This window comes from Streptomyces sp. NPDC005485 (genome assembly GCF_040606085.1).
GTDB lineage: Bacteria > Actinomycetota > Actinomycetes > Streptomycetales > Streptomycetaceae > Streptomyces.
In genome coordinates this window covers 1-15926 of the sequence record NZ_JBEXDZ010000198.1, presented here as the reverse complement: position 1 = coordinate 15926, position 15926 = coordinate 1, and the positions used below count along the sequence as shown (strand labels likewise).

The 15926-nt window shown below is 71.0% G+C and carries 13 protein-coding genes; 9 read left to right on the top strand and 4 right to left on the bottom strand.

Annotated features, from left to right (window positions below; all coding sequences use genetic code 11):
* Window positions 1-67: 67 nt before the first annotated feature.
* On the bottom strand, window positions 68-790 hold the full coding sequence (locus tag ABZS97_RS39200) for an LPXTG cell wall anchor domain-containing protein (RefSeq protein WP_356146591.1): 723 nt from the start codon (window positions 788-790) through the stop codon (window positions 68-70).
* Between the two features lie 223 nt (window positions 791-1013).
* On the opposite strand from ABZS97_RS39200, the gene ABZS97_RS39195 reads away from it, so the two are divergent.
* The gene (locus tag ABZS97_RS39195; RefSeq protein ID WP_356146588.1) at window positions 1014-3077 is read left to right on the top strand and encodes a protein kinase; all 2064 of its coding nucleotides are present in this window, start codon (window positions 1014-1016) and stop codon (window positions 3075-3077) included.
* 65 nt (window positions 3078-3142) lie between these two features.
* Here the strand turns inward: ABZS97_RS39195 and ABZS97_RS39190 are convergent, their stop codons facing one another.
* Window positions 3143-4612, bottom strand: a complete 1470-nt coding sequence (locus tag ABZS97_RS39190; RefSeq protein ID WP_356146582.1) for an amino acid permease — start codon at window positions 4610-4612, stop codon at window positions 3143-3145.
* Between the two features lie 204 nt (window positions 4613-4816).
* On the opposite strand from ABZS97_RS39190, the gene ABZS97_RS39185 reads away from it, so the two are divergent.
* Both ABZS97_RS39185 and ABZS97_RS39180 read left to right on the top strand, forming a co-directional pair.
* Window positions 4817-5308: a ribose-5-phosphate isomerase gene (locus tag ABZS97_RS39185; protein ID WP_356146577.1), complete on the top strand. Its 492-nt coding sequence runs from the start codon at window positions 4817-4819 to the stop codon at window positions 5306-5308.
* A gap of 183 nt (window positions 5309-5491) precedes the next feature.
* Window positions 5492-6301: a DNA-formamidopyrimidine glycosylase family protein gene (locus ABZS97_RS39180; protein ID WP_356146572.1), complete on the top strand. Its 810-nt coding sequence runs from the start codon at window positions 5492-5494 to the stop codon at window positions 6299-6301.
* 69 nt (window positions 6302-6370) lie between these two features.
* On the opposite strand, the gene ABZS97_RS39175 is transcribed toward ABZS97_RS39180, so the two are convergent.
* Window positions 6371-7600: a GNAT family N-acetyltransferase gene (locus ABZS97_RS39175; protein ID WP_356146567.1), complete on the bottom strand. Its 1230-nt coding sequence runs from the start codon at window positions 7598-7600 to the stop codon at window positions 6371-6373.
* 161 nt (window positions 7601-7761) lie between these two features.
* Here ABZS97_RS39175 and ABZS97_RS39170 point away from each other — a divergent pair, with 161 nt between their 5' ends.
* From ABZS97_RS39170 to ABZS97_RS39155, 4 genes are all read left to right on the top strand, one after another.
* Window positions 7762-8943: a PP2C family protein-serine/threonine phosphatase gene (locus ABZS97_RS39170; RefSeq protein WP_356146564.1), complete on the top strand. Its 1182-nt coding sequence runs from the start codon at window positions 7762-7764 to the stop codon at window positions 8941-8943.
* A gap of 165 nt (window positions 8944-9108) precedes the next feature.
* Complete coding sequence (locus ABZS97_RS39165) at window positions 9109-9924, top strand: ABC transporter ATP-binding protein (RefSeq protein ID WP_356146560.1); 816 nt, start codon at window positions 9109-9111, stop codon at window positions 9922-9924.
* Window positions 9924-12368 carry an FtsX-like permease family protein gene (locus tag ABZS97_RS39160; RefSeq protein WP_356146557.1) on the top strand — a complete coding sequence of 815 codons (2445 nt, stop codon included), beginning with the start codon at window positions 9924-9926 and terminating at the stop codon, window positions 12366-12368. Before ABZS97_RS39165 ends, ABZS97_RS39160 begins: the two co-directional genes overlap by 1 nt.
* On the top strand, window positions 12365-12817 hold the full coding sequence (locus tag ABZS97_RS39155; protein ID WP_356146552.1) for an HD domain-containing protein: 453 nt from the start codon (window positions 12365-12367) through the stop codon (window positions 12815-12817). Before ABZS97_RS39160 ends, ABZS97_RS39155 begins: the two co-directional genes overlap by 4 nt.
* A gap of 73 nt (window positions 12818-12890) precedes the next feature.
* On the opposite strand, the gene ABZS97_RS39150 is transcribed toward ABZS97_RS39155, so the two are convergent.
* Window positions 12891-14081, bottom strand: coding sequence for an acyltransferase family protein (locus ABZS97_RS39150; RefSeq protein ID WP_356146549.1), 1191 nt, complete (start codon window positions 14079-14081; stop codon window positions 12891-12893).
* 644 nt (window positions 14082-14725) lie between these two features.
* Here ABZS97_RS39150 and ABZS97_RS39145 point away from each other — a divergent pair.
* Complete coding sequence (locus ABZS97_RS39145; RefSeq protein ID WP_327428706.1) at window positions 14726-14920, top strand: hypothetical protein; 195 nt, start codon at window positions 14726-14728, stop codon at window positions 14918-14920.
* A gap of 112 nt (window positions 14921-15032) precedes the next feature.
* A partial coding sequence (locus ABZS97_RS39140; protein ID WP_356146546.1) for a serine/threonine-protein kinase occupies window positions 15033-15926 on the top strand: 894 nt, incomplete at its 3' end.

Below are 15926 nucleotides of genomic sequence, written 5' to 3'. Positions count from 1 at the left end.
CGTGGCGGACTCCGGGCGACGCCCCGGGGGTGCGGGCGGGGGGGGCGTCGCCTGGCTGCCGTACCTCTTACGAGGCCTTCTGCTGAGGGTTCCGGCGGGTCCACCACAGGCCCACCGCTCCCGCGGAGATCAGCGTCGCCCCGGCCGCGCCGAACGGCAGGAGCCGGCTCCCGACACCGGTCTTGGGCAGTTCGTCGCCGACGGGGCCGACCGGCTCGTTGTCCGTACCGAGCAGCAGCGGTGTGGTGGGCGCGTTCGGCGTCGGCTTGTTCGTGCCGAAGGGAACCGGGCCCTGCTGCCAGAACGTCTTCTTACCGTCACTGTCCTGGACCGGAAGACAGATCTTTCCGGTCTTGCTCAGGTCGAAGGTCGCGCCGATGTCGTACGACTTCGACTTGCCGGCCGCAAGGTTTCCGACGTCACAACTGAAAGCGCTGTTCGAGCCCTTGGGCAGATCCTTTTTCGCAATCGCGGAGCAGCCCTCGACGCTCTTGACCGTCAGGCCGTCGAAACCGGCGACGACAAGCCTGATCTTTCCGCTGTCCTTCGTCCCTTCGTTCTTTACCGTGGCGGTGATCGACGTTTCCTTCGAACCGTTGTCGACCGAGATCTTCTCGGGCAGCAGAGTGGTCAGCTTGACGCCGTCCGGTGCCTCGTCAATGACCTTTCCCCCCTTGCTGCTTCCCGGTCCCTGGTCATCCGCCGCGGCGGTGAAGGGAAGGATCATCACCACCGAGAAAGATGCCGCGAGCAGCGATCCCGCGACGGCCGTCGTATGACGAGAACTCATGTTCGTCCCCCTTGCGTCCCACCCCTGGACTGCGCCTGAATTCGCAGTACTTGAAGAGGTACCACAAGATTTCTCCGCACTATGCTGGTACGGCATGAAGTGTGACCAAGTGTTTCCGAGCTGGTACAACGTGAAATTCGATCAGGTGTTTCTGGTGTGACGGCAGTTGAGGGGGTGCAGGGGATTGCCGGGAAGTACGCATGGCGGTGTTCCAGGATTACTGGTGACGGGTCGCTATCGGCTGGACGAAAGCATCGGCCAGGGGGGAATGGGGCGGGTGTGGCGGGCCACCGATCACATGCTCGACCGCCAGGTGGCCGTCAAGGAAATGCGGATAGACGGGCTGGACCCGGAGGACACCCGCACGCGCCGGGAACGCACGCTGCGCGAGGCCAGGGCCACCGCCCGGATCGACCACCCCAACGTCGTGCGGGTGTACGACGTCGTGGACGAGGGCGAGCGGCTGTGGATCGTCATGGAGCTGGTCGCCGGACGTTCGCTCGAACAGATCGTCATCGAGGACGGTCCGCTCGGCATCCGTGAGGCGGCGCGCATCGGGCTCGGACTCGTCGCCGCGCTGCGCCAGGTGCACGCCGGGGGCGTACTGCACCGTGACATCAAGCCGGGCAACGTCCTGGTCGAACGGGGCGGCCACCGCGTCGTCCTCACCGACTTCGGCATCGCCGCGATCCAGGACGCGAAGGCCCTCACCATGGTCGGCATGCTCGTCGGCTCGCCCGACTACATGGCGCCGGAGCGCATCTCGGGACGCCCGCAGGGCCCGCCGTCCGACGTCTGGTCCCTGGGCGCGACCCTGTGCGCGGCTCTCGGCGGACGCTCCCCGTTCTCCCGCGACACGACGCTCGCGACCTTGCACGCCGTGCTGTACGAGGAGCCCGAACTGCCGGCCGTGGCAGGCGAGCTGCACGACATCCTGGCCGCCCTGCTGGAGAAGGAACCGGCGGTCCGCCCCGGCCTGGCGGAGGTGGCCACAGCCCTGGAGCCGATCGCGTTCCCGGCGCCCCCACCGACGCCGACACCCCCGCCTCCACCGACGCCGACACCCCCGTCCCCACCGGCGCCGGAACCGGAACCGGAGTACCTGGGACCACCGAATTCCGAGCCCGGGGGAGCGCAGCACGAACCGTCCCCCACTCCCGCCCTCCTGGACGCCCCCCTCGTACGCGCCGCACGCCTCCCCGGCCGACAACAGCTGCCGCCGTCTCCGCCCGAGTCCCCCACGACCCCGAACGGCCGGGTCGGCGCCGTGGATCCGAGGCGCTCGGAACCGGCACACGACGCCGCACCGCCTCAGCGCACGCCGACCTGGTGGCACCCACCGGTCACCGAGGAACCGGCACCAGAAGCACCTGCCTCCGAACAGAATCCCGCGCCCATCCCCACCTTCACCCCCGAGAGCAACCACCACGCCCCCACCCCCGAAGGCGTGGTCGCACCCCCCGCCGAGGCCGCCAACGCGTCCACCGAGGTCGCCCCTGAGCGGAGCCTCGAAGTCCGCTCCGAGACGCCTTCCCCCCTCCCCAGGGCGGACGTGCCGACCGAACCCCTGCTGTCGTCGCCCCGGCCCCGCCCCCCGGACGACGCCCTGGGCCCCGCCGTGCCGTCCGGCCCCCGTGGGAGCCGGCGCCGCAGGGGCTTCGCCGCCGCGGGGGGAGTGGTCGTCGCCGGAGCCCTCGTCTGGGTCGTGATCGCCGCGACGGGGGGATCGCCCGACGACAAGGACAACTCCTCCTCGTCCTCGGGCTCGTCGGCGTCCGCCTCGACCGGGCGGACCGGCAGCTCGGGGTCCCCCTCGCCCACCGTCGAAGGGACCTCGCGTCCGCCCAGCACCCTGGTCAGTGCACCGCCGGGATCGCGCAAGGAGGGCGGGATGTACGCCTGGGTCCCGCCCAAGGGCTGGACGCGGAACATGGTCAGCGCCGTCGAGGTGCACTACGCCTCGCCCGACCGCAAGCAGGAGATCCTGGCCAACGCGAACGAGGCCAGCGGTGACCTGCTGGAGCAGTGGCGGATAAAGGAGAGGAACCAGACCAGCAAGGGGCTCGACTACCAGCGGGTCCGCCTGGAGAACACGACGTTCCGCGGTGCTCCGGCGGTCGTCTGGGAGTACTACGTCACGGCCAAGGGCAAGTACTGGCACGCCCGCCTGCTCGGCTTCCGAAGCGGCAGCACGTCGTACGAGATCAGCACCTGGTACCGCCCGGACACGGAGGCCACCGCGCTTCCGGTCTACGAGCAGGTCAAGAAGACGTTCACGCCCCTGTGACGCGCAGAGGGGCCCGGCGGTGACTGCCGCCGGGCCCCTCGGGTCATCTCACATCAGGTCACCGCTCAGGCGCCGACCTCGGCCTGCACCTCGTCACGCGGCGCGACCGCATCGCCTTGCACGGCCGTCTGGTCGCTGCCGTACCGCTGGCGTACGAAGGCGATCACCAGCACGACCCCGGCGACCAGCAGCGACAGCAGGACGGTTGTCCGGCCGCTGCTCGCGCCCTCGGTGTCGGTCAGCATGTAGCCGAGGACGAAGACGATCAGCGCGGCCGTCGCCCAGGTCAGATACGGGTACAGCCACATCTTCACGATCAGCTTCTCCGGCGACTCGCGCTGGATGATCTTCCGCATCCGCAGCTGCGAGAAGCAGATGACCAGCCACACGAACAGGGCCACCGCACCGGAGGAGTTGACGAGGAAGAGGAAGATCTTGTCCGGGGACAGGTAGTTGAGGAAGACGGCGACGAAGCCGAAGACGACCGAGGCGAGGATGGCGGCCATCGGCACACCCCGCGAGGTGGTCCTGGAGAACGACTTGGGCGCGTCCCCGCGCTCCCCGAGCGAGAAGGCCATGCGGGAGGCCGTGTAGAGCCCGGAGTTGAGACAGGACAGCACGGACGTCAGCACGATGAACTTCATGATCTGGTCGGCGTGCGGGATGCCGAGGGAGCCGAGGGCGGCGACGTACGAGCCGTCCTTCGCGATCGCCTTGTCGTCCCACGGCAGCAGCGAGACCACGACGAGGATCGAGCCGAGGTAGAAGATCCCGATGCGCCAGATGATGCTGTTGGTCGACTTGGTGACGGCGCGCTGCGGGTTCTCGGACTCGCCTGCCGCGAGCGTGGCGATCTCGCTGCCCATGAAGGAGAAGACGACCAGGAGCACACCGGTGAGGATCGCGCCGGGGCCGTTGGGGAGGAAGCCGCCGTGGTCCGTCAGGTTGCTGAAACTGGCCTTCTCGGCGTCGACGCCCGGGAGCACGCCGAAGATGGCGAGCCCGCCGATGACGATGAACGCGCCGATCGCCACGACCTTGATCCCGGCGAACCAGAACTCGAACTCGCCGTAGGAGCCGACGGAGACGAGGTTGGTGGCGGTGAGGACGATCATCACGATGAGGGCCCAGCCCCACTGGGGAACGGCGGGGATCCACCCTTCGAGGATCTTGGCGCCGGCGGTCGCCTCCACGGCGAGTACGACGACCCAGAAGAACCAGTAGAGCCAGCCGATCGAGAACCCGGCCCAGCGGCCGAGCGCGCGGTCGGCGTGTGCCGAGAAGGAGCCCGAGGTCGGGTTCGCGGCGGACATCTCACCGAGCATCCGCATCACCAGCACCACGAGCGTGCCGACGAGGGCGTACGAAAGGAGGATGCCGGGGCCCGCGGTGGCGATACCGGTGCTGGAACCGACGAAGAGTCCGGCTCCGATCACCCCACCGATGGCGATCATCGAGAGGTGACGGTTCTTGAGTCCGGCCTGGAGACCGGAGCCGGGTTCCCCGGCCTTGGTCGGGGTCGGCTGCGAAGTCATGAGGGGATTCCTTTGCGCCGGGTGAGCGGTCTCCCGTACGGGCGGCGTACGGGTCGGACCAGTGAATCGGAGGCAAAGGAATTCGTGAACCTTTGATTCCAGATCGTTACTTGAGGTTTTCCTGAGGTTCTGTAGGATTGCTCAGACTTTTCGCCTCGCGCCCCCGGCACTGCTGCCCCGAAACAGCCGTGTCACACTCATCCCATGCGCGTGTATCTCGGCTCCGATCATGCCGGTCTCGAACTCAAGAACCACCTCGTCGAGTGGCTCAAGGCCGCCGGCCACGAGCCCGTCGACTGCGGGCCCCACATCTATGACGCCCAGGACGACTACCCGCCGTTCTGCCTCCGCGCCGCGGAGCGGACGGCGGCCGATCCCGAGGCTCTGGGCATCGTGATCGGCGGCTCCGGCAACGGCGAGCAGATCGCCGCGAACAAGGTGAAGGGCGTCCGTGCCGCCCTCGCCTGGAGCGAGGAGACCGCGTCCCTCGGCCGCCAGCACAACAACGCCAACGTCGTCGCCGTGGGTGCCCGTATGCACACCGAGGACGAGGCGACCAAGTTCGTCGAGACCTTCCTCGCCACCCCGTTCTCCGGTGACGAGCGCCACATCCGCCGCATCGACATGCTCGCGGCCTACGAGACAACGGGCGACCTCCCGCCGATCCCGGCGCACCACCCGCAGCAGGCTCAGTAGCCCGCGCCAAGCGGCGGGGGTTCTCAGCCCGTCCGGCGTCTCCCAGCCCGTCCGGCGTTTGAGGACGAGCGCGAAGCGCGATGCAGGGGGAGAGGGGGCGCAGCCCCCAGGACCACGGGAAGGGCAGGGGCGGAGGGGGCGAGAAAAGTCCGCTCCGCCCACCGAACCGCACAGGAGGACCCCGTGCCCGAGGGGCACACGATTCACCGCCTGGCCAAGGACTACGCCGCCGGGTTCACCGGCACACCCACCCGCGTCACCAGCCCGCAGGGCAAGTTCGCGGACGCCGCAGCCCTCCTGGACGGCGCCCCACTGGCCGGCGCCGACGCCCACGGCAAGCACCTCTTCCTCGGCTTCCGCGAGAGCGACTGGGTCCACATCCACCTCGGCCTCTTCGGCAAGGTGAACTTCGGCGCGGCCCCGCCCCCGCCCCCCACGGACACCGTCCGCCTCCGCCTCGCGAACCCCACCGCGTACGTCGACCTGCGCGGCCCCACCACCTGCGCCCTGATCACGGACGCCGAGAAGCAGGCCATACACGCCCGCCTCGGCCCCGACCCGCTGCGCCCGGACGCGGACCCGGCGACGGCGTACCACCGGATCTCCCGCAGCCGTACGACGATCGCCGCCCTGCTGATGGACCAGAAGGTCATCGCGGGCGTCGGCAACGTCTACCGCGCCGAGGTCCTCTTCCGGCACGGCATCGACCCGTACCGTGCGGGCAAGGACGTCAGCCGCGCCGAGTGGGACGCGATCTGGGCCGACCTCGCGGCCCTGATGCGCGAGGGTGTCCGCAACAACCGCATCGACACCGTCCGCCCCGAGCACGAGCCGGAGGCGATGGGCCGCCCGCCGCGCAAGGACGACCACGGCGGCGAGGTGTACGTGTACCGCAGGGCGAACCTGCCCTGCCACATCTGTGGCGGCGAGATCCGCACCGCCGATCTCGCCGCCCGCAACCTCTTCTGGTGCCCGTCCTGCCAGCAGCGGTGACCGGGCGCCGCCTCCGGAACCCGTAGCCCCGGAACCCCTAGCTCCGGGACCAGTTGTCCGACCGGCCGTCTAGAACCCGTGCGGCAGCCAGGGTGCGACCGCCGACGTGAACGCCAACGACGCCTCCGCCAGCGCGCCCTGGCGCAGCTCCCGCACCCGCCCGGCCGCCGCGAGCGCCACGAGAGACGTGCCGCCGAGATACGCCGACCCCAACTCCCGTACGGACAGCGCCAGATCGGCCGCGTCCTCGGTACGCACGCACGACGCGCCCTTGGCGTCCCCGGTGAGCCGCCAACGCCCCGCGTTCCAGGGGCAGAAGTCGTCCTCCACCTCGAACACGACGTCCACCGGCGCCTGATACGTCCGAGCCTCAAGCGCGGCGCCGACCTCGACGAGACGCACGTGCAGCCCGTCCTTCATCCGCACGGCGCAGCGGCGGATGTCGGACACCATGTGGAGCAGGCCCTCGTCCGCGGGCCGGCCGCGCGTGCGCAGCGTGGACGTCAGGTCCAGGTCGAAGAGGAACCGCCACAGCGCGGCCCGCGCCGCCGGGTCGAGGCCCTCCAAGTCCTCAACGACCACAGACCCGTTGTGCCCGGCCGGCCCCCACTCCGGCTTGACCCGGAACCGCGCGTACCCGACCGTCTGGGTGCCCCGCTCGGCGACCACGCACTGCAACGGCGAGGCCCCGTCCCGCCCGCTCTCCGGATCGAGCACCCCCACGCGCTCCCAGCCGGGCCGGCGCGCCAGCATGCCCGGGCGGGTCGGCACCACGCGCGCGTAGACCGCCTCGCAGGCGTCCAGGACGTCCCCCGGGGCGGCGTACCGCAGACGTACGTCATCGGTGCCGGGTGGCACGGACAGTCGCACGCGGCCCGTGTCGATCTCCGCATGGAGCTGGTGCGTCCCGATGCCGTACCCGAACCGCCCGTAGATCTCCGGCTCCGACGCCGTCAGCACCGCCAGCGGCTCGCCCCAGCCGCGGACGTCGTCCAACTGGCGCCGCATCATCGCGGTCAGCAGGCCGCGCCGCCGGTGCGTACCCGACACGCTCACCATCGTGATGCCCGCCGCGGGCACCGAGGCGCCGCCCGGCACGGTGACCTTGAACGTGAACGCGCCGGCGGTGCCCACGCACTGATCGCCGTCCCAGGCACCCAGGGAACGGTCGTACTCTGTGAGCGCATCCCACAGTTCGCGCTCCTCGGACGGTTCCGGCACCCCGCCGAAGGCACGGATCAGGATGTCGTACCAAGCGTTCCAGTCGGCCTGCCGCAGAACCCGCAACTCAGTCGCCATGCGCCATGCCTACCAGGGCAATGCGGTACGAGCCAGGGAATTTCCCCACGGCCGCCCGAGCGCGCCGTGCGTGAGGTTCTCTGTGAAGTTGAGCGCTCGGACGGGGGACAAGTGGGACCTCCCGTGCCAAGCACCTGGTCCGATGGATAGGGTCCCCAACAATGGCAGCAGGACGAGAGCGGCGCGCGGCGGCCGAGACGTTCACGGCCCGGTTGAAGAAGCAGTGGCACCGGGCCCGCACCGGCCTGCGCAGATCCGCCGTCGACTACTTCCGCGGGGACGGCTCGGACTGGATCGCACTGGCCGGTCTGCTGCTGACGATTCCGCTGATCGCGGCCACCACGCTCGTCAATTCCGTCTGGTGCGCGCCCTCCGCCCTGGTCCTGCCGATCGTCGCGGGCGGTCTGCTCCTGCGCCCCGCCAGCCTGCTCGGTCTCTACGCCGCCGCGGCGACCGCGCTGATCGTGGAGTCGGTGAAGCTCGGCCCGTACACGGAGGGCCCGGCCCGGGTCACGCCGGGCGTGGTCCTGGTGGTCGCGGCATGCGGCTTCTTCGGGCTGCTGATCGCCCAGTTCCGCAGCCGGGTGGGCGTCCCCTGGCGGCGCGGCGGCACCATGCTCTTCGACCTGCGCGAACGCATCCGGGTCCAGAGCAAGCTGCCGAAACTGCCGCTGGGTTGGCACCGGGAGATGGCGCTGCGCCCCGCGGGCGGGCAGTCCTTCTCCGGTGACTTCGTGGTGGCCGCCCGGACCAACGGCGGCCGCACCCTCGAAGTCGTCCTCACCGACGTGTCGGGCAAGGGCATGGACGCGGGCTCGCGCGCCCTGCTGCTGTCCGGCGCCTTCGGCGGCCTCCTCGGCTCGCTGCCCCCGCACGCGTTCCTGCCCGCCGCCAACGGCTACCTCCTGCGCCAGGACTGGGACGAGGGCTTCGCGACCTCCATCCACCTCGTCCTCGACCTGGACTCCGGCGACTACGAGATCTTCTCCGCAGGCCACCCGCCGGGCCTTCAGCTCAGCGCGGGCACCGGCCGCTGGGAGGAGAAGACGGCCGAGGGCCCGCTCCTCGGTGTGTACGACGGCGCCCAGTTCGACCCCGTCAAGGGCTCCCTGCGCCCGGGTGACGTCCTCATGCTCTTCACCGACGGTCTCGTCGAGACCTCCGAGCGCGACATCGTCGAGGGCATCGACCGCCTCACCGGCGAAGCCGACCGCTATGTCGCCGGCGGCTTCCACGGCGCCGCCTGGCACCTCATCGAGGCGGTCGCGAGGGACGTCAACGACGACCGCGCCCTCCTGCTGATCTGCCGCGAGGGCGCCGTCGTCAGCCCGTCCGCCCTCTGAGGACGAGCACCCCCGAGCCTCGTCCCGGCCCCCCGGGGTGGGGTTTTCCCCCGCCCCGATCCGGCAGCCCCCCTCATGGCCTCCGCACCCCCCGAATCCGTACGTTCGAGACACCGGACCTCACCGGACACCACCGCACTCGAACGCGACGGAAGGGCGGACCCCATGGGCCTGCGGAAGAAGCGCCACCGCGACAGTGACGTGGGCGTGGGCGCGAACGCGGACCCTCGCGGCGACCTGGCCGTCGAACTGCACGGCGTGACGCGCCGCTACGGCCGGGGCGGCGCCGCCGTGCACGCTCTGCGCGGCATCGACCTCGCCCTCGCGCGCGGCACGTTCACCGCCGTCATGGGCCCCTCGGGCTCCGGCAAGTCCACGTTCCTGCAGTGCGCGGCCGGCCTCGACCGCCCGACCGCCGGCACCGTCCGCCTCGGCGGCACGGAGATCACCGGCCTGAGCGAGAAGAAGCTGACGGTACTGCGCCGCACCCGCCTCGGCTTCGTCTTCCAGGCCTTCAACCTGCTCCCTTCGCTCACCGTCGAGCAGAACGTGCTGCTCCCGATGCGGCTGGCCGGCCACCGTCCCGACCGCCGCCGCGCCGCCGAGGTCCTCGCCCGGGTCGGCCTCGCCGACAAGGCCCGCCGCCGCCCCGGCCAGCTCTCCGGCGGCCAGCAGCAGCGCGTCGCGATCGCCCGCGCCCTGGTCGCCCGCCCCGACGTCGTCTTCGCGGACGAGCCGACCGGCGCCCTCGACACGACCACCGCCGCCGAGATCCTCGGCCTGCTCCGGCACGCGGTGGACACCCTCGGGTCCACCGTCGTGATGGTCACCCACGACCCGGCGGCCGCCGCCTGGGCGGACCGGGTGCTGTTCCTCGCCGACGGCTCCATCGCCGACCGCCTGGAACGCGGCTCGGCCCAGCAGATCGCGGCCCGCATGACGGCGCTCACGGCGCCGTCCTTCGCGGGAGCGGCCGCCTGATGCTGCTGCCCAACGGCCTGGCCCGCGCCGCCGTCCGCTTCCGGCCCGCGGGCTTCGTGGGCACGTTCGTCGCGCTCATGATGGCCGCGCTGATCGTCTCGGCGTGCGGCATCCTCCTGGAGACGGGCATACGGGCGTCCGTGCCGCCCCAGCGCTACGCGGGCGCGCCGGTGGTGGCCGCCGCCGACCAGCACGCCGCCTACATCACGGGCCACGGCGAGGACCGCGAGGACGAGGGCGCCCCGGTGCCCGACCGGGCCCGCCTGGACGACTCCCTGGTCGCGAAGGCCGCCGCCGTCCCCGGAGCACGCACGGCGGTCGCCGACGTCACCTTCCCCGTGCGGGGCCCGCACGGCGCCCTCACCGCGCACGGCTGGGGCTCCACGGCGTTCACCGGCGAACGGCCCGCGACGGGCCGCGCCCCGGCCGAGGGCGAAGTGGTCCTCTCCGCGGGCGCCAGGACCGGCGACCGCGTGACCCTCACCACCGCCGACGGCCCGCGCACCTTCCGTGTCTCCGGCACCGTCGACAACCCCGGGCAGCCCACCGCCTGGTTCGCCGACACCGAAGCCGTACGTGTCTCGGGGCACCCCGGAAAGATCGACGCGATCGCCGTACTGCCCAAGGACGGCACCCGCCCCGAGACCCTAAAGTCTCAGGTGGCGCACGCCCTCGGGGGTCGGGCCGAGGTCCACACCGGCGACGACCGCGGCGCCGTCGAGGACGCCTCGCTCGCCGAGGCGAAGGAAGTGCTCACCGGACTCGGCGGCTCCTTCGGTGGTGTCGCCACGATGGTGGCCGTCTTCACCGCGGCCGGCACCGTCGCGCTCTCCGTCGGCCAGCGCTCCCGCGAGTTCGCGCTGCTGCGCGCGATCGGCACCACCCCGCGGCAGATCCGCCGCACCATCGCCACCGAGGCCCTGCTCGTCGCACCCCTGGCGGGAGCGCTGGGCTGCCTGCCCGGCATCGCCCTGGCCCGCTGGTGGTTCGGGCAGCTCCAGGACAAGGGCGCGGTTCCAGGCGCCGTGGAGCTGTCGGTGTCGTACATCCCGGTGGTCTCCGCCATGGGCGCCGTCCTCCTCACCGCCCTGTTCGCCGGCTACATGGCGGCCCACCGCAGCTCCCGCATCCGGCCGGGCCAGGCGATCGGCGAGGCGACCGTGGAGCGGCTGCGCCCCGGCTGGATCCGTACGCCGCTGGGGATCGCGGCGGCGGCCGGCGGGTTCGTCTGCGCGGGCCTCGCCGCCTCGCTCAGCGGTGACGACGCGGCCAACACCGCGCTCGGCATCGTGATGCTCTTCATGCTGGCCGTCGCGCTGCTCGGTCCGTTCATCGCGCGTGTCTGCGCCGCCCTGTTCGGGCTCCCGTTGCGCGGAGCCGGTGCCTCGGCGTCGCTCGCGGTGGCCAACTCCCGTACGAACTCCCGCCGGCTGGCCTCGGCGATCACCCCGATCGTCCTCGCGATGGCCTTCTCCTCCGTGCTCGTCTTCCTGCACACCAGCGAGGAACGGGTCACGCAGGAGCAGCAGCGGGACGGCGTCGTGGCCGACCACATCGTCACCTCGGACGCGGGCCTCGCCCCGGACGCGGTGGACCGCGCCGCCCGCATGCCCGAAGTCACCTCCGCCGTGGGCCTGTTGCGTACGTCGGTGCTGATCCCGGTGGGCGGCTCGCTGGAGTCGGCCTCCGCGCAGGGCGTCACGGGATCCGCGAAGGACTTCGCCGCCGTCCAGGACCTGGACGTACGGCACGGCACGCTGTCCCTCGGGCGCGGTGAGGTCGCGCTCGACGCCTCGCTCGCCGGCAACACCCATGTGAAGGTCGGCGACCGCCTGAAGCTCCGCCTGCCCGACGGCACCAAGGCGACCCCGAGGGTCGTGGCGACGTACGGCAGGGGCCTCGGACTTGCCCAGGTCACGCTGGGTCGCGCCGACTTGAACGCCCACGTCACCTCGTCCTTCGACACCGAGATCTGGACGAAGGGCGGCACGGCGGCCGACCTGTCGGCGCTGGGCACGGTCCAGGGGCCCGGCGACTACACCGCCGCCCAGTCCCTCGACCGGGAACTCAACGCCTGGGCGAACACCGTCATGGCGGCCGTCCTCGGCGGGTTCGCGGCCGTCGCTGCCGCCAACACCCTGGTGATGACCGTCCTCGACCGCCGCCGCGAACTGGACACGCTCCGTCTGATCGGCTCCACCCGCCGCCAGGTCCTGCGCATGGTCCGCTGGGAGGCACTGCTGGTCGCCCTCGCCGGAATCGCACTCGGCACCGCCATCGCGCTGGCCACCCTCGTGCCGATGACGAAGGGGCTGACCGGGCAGGGACCGTACATTCCGCCCCTGTTGTACGGCGCGTTCGCCGCGGCGATCGTCCTGCTCGGCGTGACCGCGGTCACCCTCCCGGCCCGGGCGGCGCTGCGCGGGGAGACACTGGGGGAGTGACCCCCACTCTCCTGACCCTGGCCGAAGTCGAAACCCTCGCGCGCGCGGCGCACGCCGGGCAGACCGACAAGGCGGGCCGCCCGTACGCCGAGCACCTCCAGGCCGTGGCGGACGGTGTGCGCGTCCGCGGCGGCGACGACGAGCAGATCGCCGCGGCCTGGCTGCACGACGCGGTCGAGGACGACGCCCTCTCAGAGGACTGGCTGCGCGAGGCCGCGCTGACCCGGCGTACGAAGGACATCGTGCTGGCGCTCACCAAGCGCGAGGGGGAGTCCCCGGGGGCGTACGCGCAACGCATCCGCACCACCTCGGGCGCCCTCCTGGTCAAGGCGTCCGACCTCGCCCACAACGCCGACCCGGCCCGGCTCGCGGTCCTGGACGAGCACACCCGGGCCCGGCTGACGAAGAAGTACGCGGCGATGCGGGCCCTGCTGGGGCTCGCGCCCTGAACGGCGCCGACCACCGCTGGTCGGCGGTGGTCGGCGATATTCAGCGCTGTCCAGAGGTGGTCTCCGGCAGGGGTTATGCCTTCACCCTCGCCCGGTCGCGGGCCAGTTCCGTCGCGTCCCGTTTGAACGCCCAGTCCATCCTGGGCTCCATCGAGAAGCGGAAGACCCGCCGGACCGGTGCGGTGCACAGCACGGTGACGGCCGCGCCGAACAGGAGCGTCACGGTGACCGTGCCGAGCGGCGTGTGCAGCCACGGGTGCTCGAACCAGCCCCAGAAGTCGGCGGCCTTCACCAGGAAGCCGTGCAGCAGGTAGCCGTACAGCGTGCCCGCGCCGAGCGCCGTGAACCAGAACGTACGGCGCGGCACCCAGGAGAAGAAGCACGCGGTGAGCACCAGCGAGCAGCCGAAGAGGGCGAGCGTCATGACCGCGCCGGCCCACCACGGGGCGCCGAGGTCCTGCGCGGCGTCACGGTGGTAGAACCACGCCGTGTTCATCCGCGGCACCGCCCACCAGCCGACGGCCAGCGCGGCGGCGAAGACCGGCACCGAGAGGATGCGGACCTCGCGGCGGCGCACCAGTTGGAAGTGCTCGGGCTTCATGACCAGGCCCAGCACGAAGAACGGCAGGAACTGCAGCACGCGCTGCAGGTCCAGTTCGGCTCCTATGTCGGGCGAGACGGACGCGAGCACGGCGATGCCGAGCGCGAGCGGCAGCGGTCGGCGCACGACCTTCCACAGCGGGGTGGTCAGCCGCCAGACGAAGAGGGCGACCAGGAACCAGGTGAGGTACCAGGGGTCGAGCAGGCTGATCGGATGGTTCGGGTCCGGCGCGCCCCAGCGCTTGAAGAGGGAGTACGCGGTCTCGAAGAGCACGTAGGGCACCGCGACACCGGTGACCAGCCGCTTGAGCCGGTCGGGGCGCATGTCGAAGCTGCGCGAGAAGTAGCCGGAGATGATGATGAACGCCGGCATGTGGAAGGCGTACACGACGGTGTACATCGCTTCGAGGACGCGGCTGTCGCCCTTCAGGGGCTCCCAGGCGTGCCCCATGGCCACCAGCACGATGGCCAGGTACTTGGCGTTGTCGAAGAACGCGTCACGCTGTTTCGCGGGCTTGCCGCCCGGGGCCGCCGCGGTGTCGCCGGCCGTGTGCGGGGTCTTCGTCTGCTGCGATGAGCGCGGACTCGGCACTCCGTCGGCCGGCTGCTGTGCCGGGGGGAGCGGCGCTCGGTGTTGGCCGTACGGTCGGAGCGAGTTCGTCACAGACCCTCCCACCAGGAGCTCGGTGAGACGATCCGGGACCTCGCTGCTGATGCGGGGGACAAGGCAGCGTGGAACATCTGAGGCACCCTAGCGTTGTCTATGCGTCTTCGTAAAACCCTCGACGTGACTTCTGCGTCTTTCCTGCTTATCGCCTGCGAGTACCCGGGATTTGGTGAACTCTGCATGCTGGTTCGCAGGTGGATCTGTCGACACAGCGACCTCTGCGTGTGACCTTTCTGTCCGCTTTCATCCTGACTAAATGGTGCATAACATGCGCGGGCGACTCTGGTGAAATGTCCGGTTCTTTGGCCTTTATTGGCCCACTTGAAGGGTCGTCGATGTGCCTGTGGCAACAATTCGAATTCCCTGCGAACAGGATGTGTGGACATGGAAACGTTCCTTCTGAAATTCCTGTGAGTTCTCCCGGCGCCGCCATGGGAAGAAGGCCTCGAATTGCTGTACGGGGGGCGGCTGTTCGCGCCCCCGGCGGGGTCGCCGGTGCGCCCGGCCCGCAGGTTCGTGGCCGACGATGCCTCACCCGCCGCATACCGAAGCCGTGTTGGTGGCACGATGGTCCTGGCGGGGGTGTGCGGGGTTGCACCTCCGGGCCGGGAGAGCGGACCGACCGTAGGGTGTGATCAGTTGTGGCCATTTCGCTGTCAGTGGTACTGCTGTTGGCGATCATCCTGGTGGTGTTGATCCGAGGAGGGTCGATCAAGGCGGGGCCCGCCGTTGTCGCGGTGCTCTTCGGTTTCTTCCTCGCCTCGACCGGTATGGCTCCGTCCATCCAACGGTTCCTCGACTCGATAGCGGAGACCATCAACTCGATCAGCTTCTGACGGCACTTGGCGGCTTCCGGCGGCTCCTGAAAGCCGCGGACGGCTTCCGAGTGAACGGGGCGTATACGCTCGTCGCCCGGCGTCGGAGGATTCTGAACGGGGGCGTACGAGGATGGGGCTGCGGGACTCGGATCCGTCGGAAGTGGGCGGTTACCCCATCGAGGACCGCCTCGGATCCGGCGGCATGGGTGTCGTCTATCTCGCCCGCTCCGCCTCCGGCCGCCCCCTGGCGATCAAGGTCGTCCACGGGCAGTACGCCGACGACGACGAGTTCCGTACCCGCTTCAGCCGTGAAGTGGCCGCCGCCCGCCAGGTCAGCGGCGCCTTCACCGCCCCCGTGGTGGACGCGGACGCCGACGCGCCGCGTCCCTGGATGGCCACGCTCTACATACCGGCCGAGAACCTCGGCACCCACATACGCGACCACGGGCCGCTGCCCCTGGACCGGCTGCGCGACCTCGCCGCGGGCCTGGCGGAGGCGCTGCGCGACATCCACCGCGCCGGAGTGGTCCACCGCGACCTGAAACCGGCCAACGTGATGCTCGCCGACGACGGGCCCCGCGTCATCGACTTCGGCATCTCGCGTGCCGCGGAGTTCGGCGTCGCCGACGCCCTCACCCAGACCGGGCGCGTGATGGGCACCCCGCCCTTCATGTCCCCCGAGCAGTTCTCCTCCCCGCAGGAGGTCGGCCCGGCCGCCGACATCTTCTCCCTCGGCGCGGTCGTCGCCTTCGCCGCCACCGGACGCGGCCCCTTCGACAGCCCCAGCCCCTACGAGACAGCCGTCCGGGTCGTCGACGGAGAGCCTCAACTCGAAGGCCTGCCCGACGAGTTGCGCCCCTTCGTCGAGCTGTGCCTGCAGAAGCACCCGAAATCCCGGCCGACCCCGGACGAACTCCTCGCCCTGCTGAGCCACGGCACACCCCCCGCACCCCGCCCCGCCCCCGACGCCCCCACCCTCGTCGACGTGCCGCACTCCCGCCGCGGCCGCGGCCGCCGACGGCTG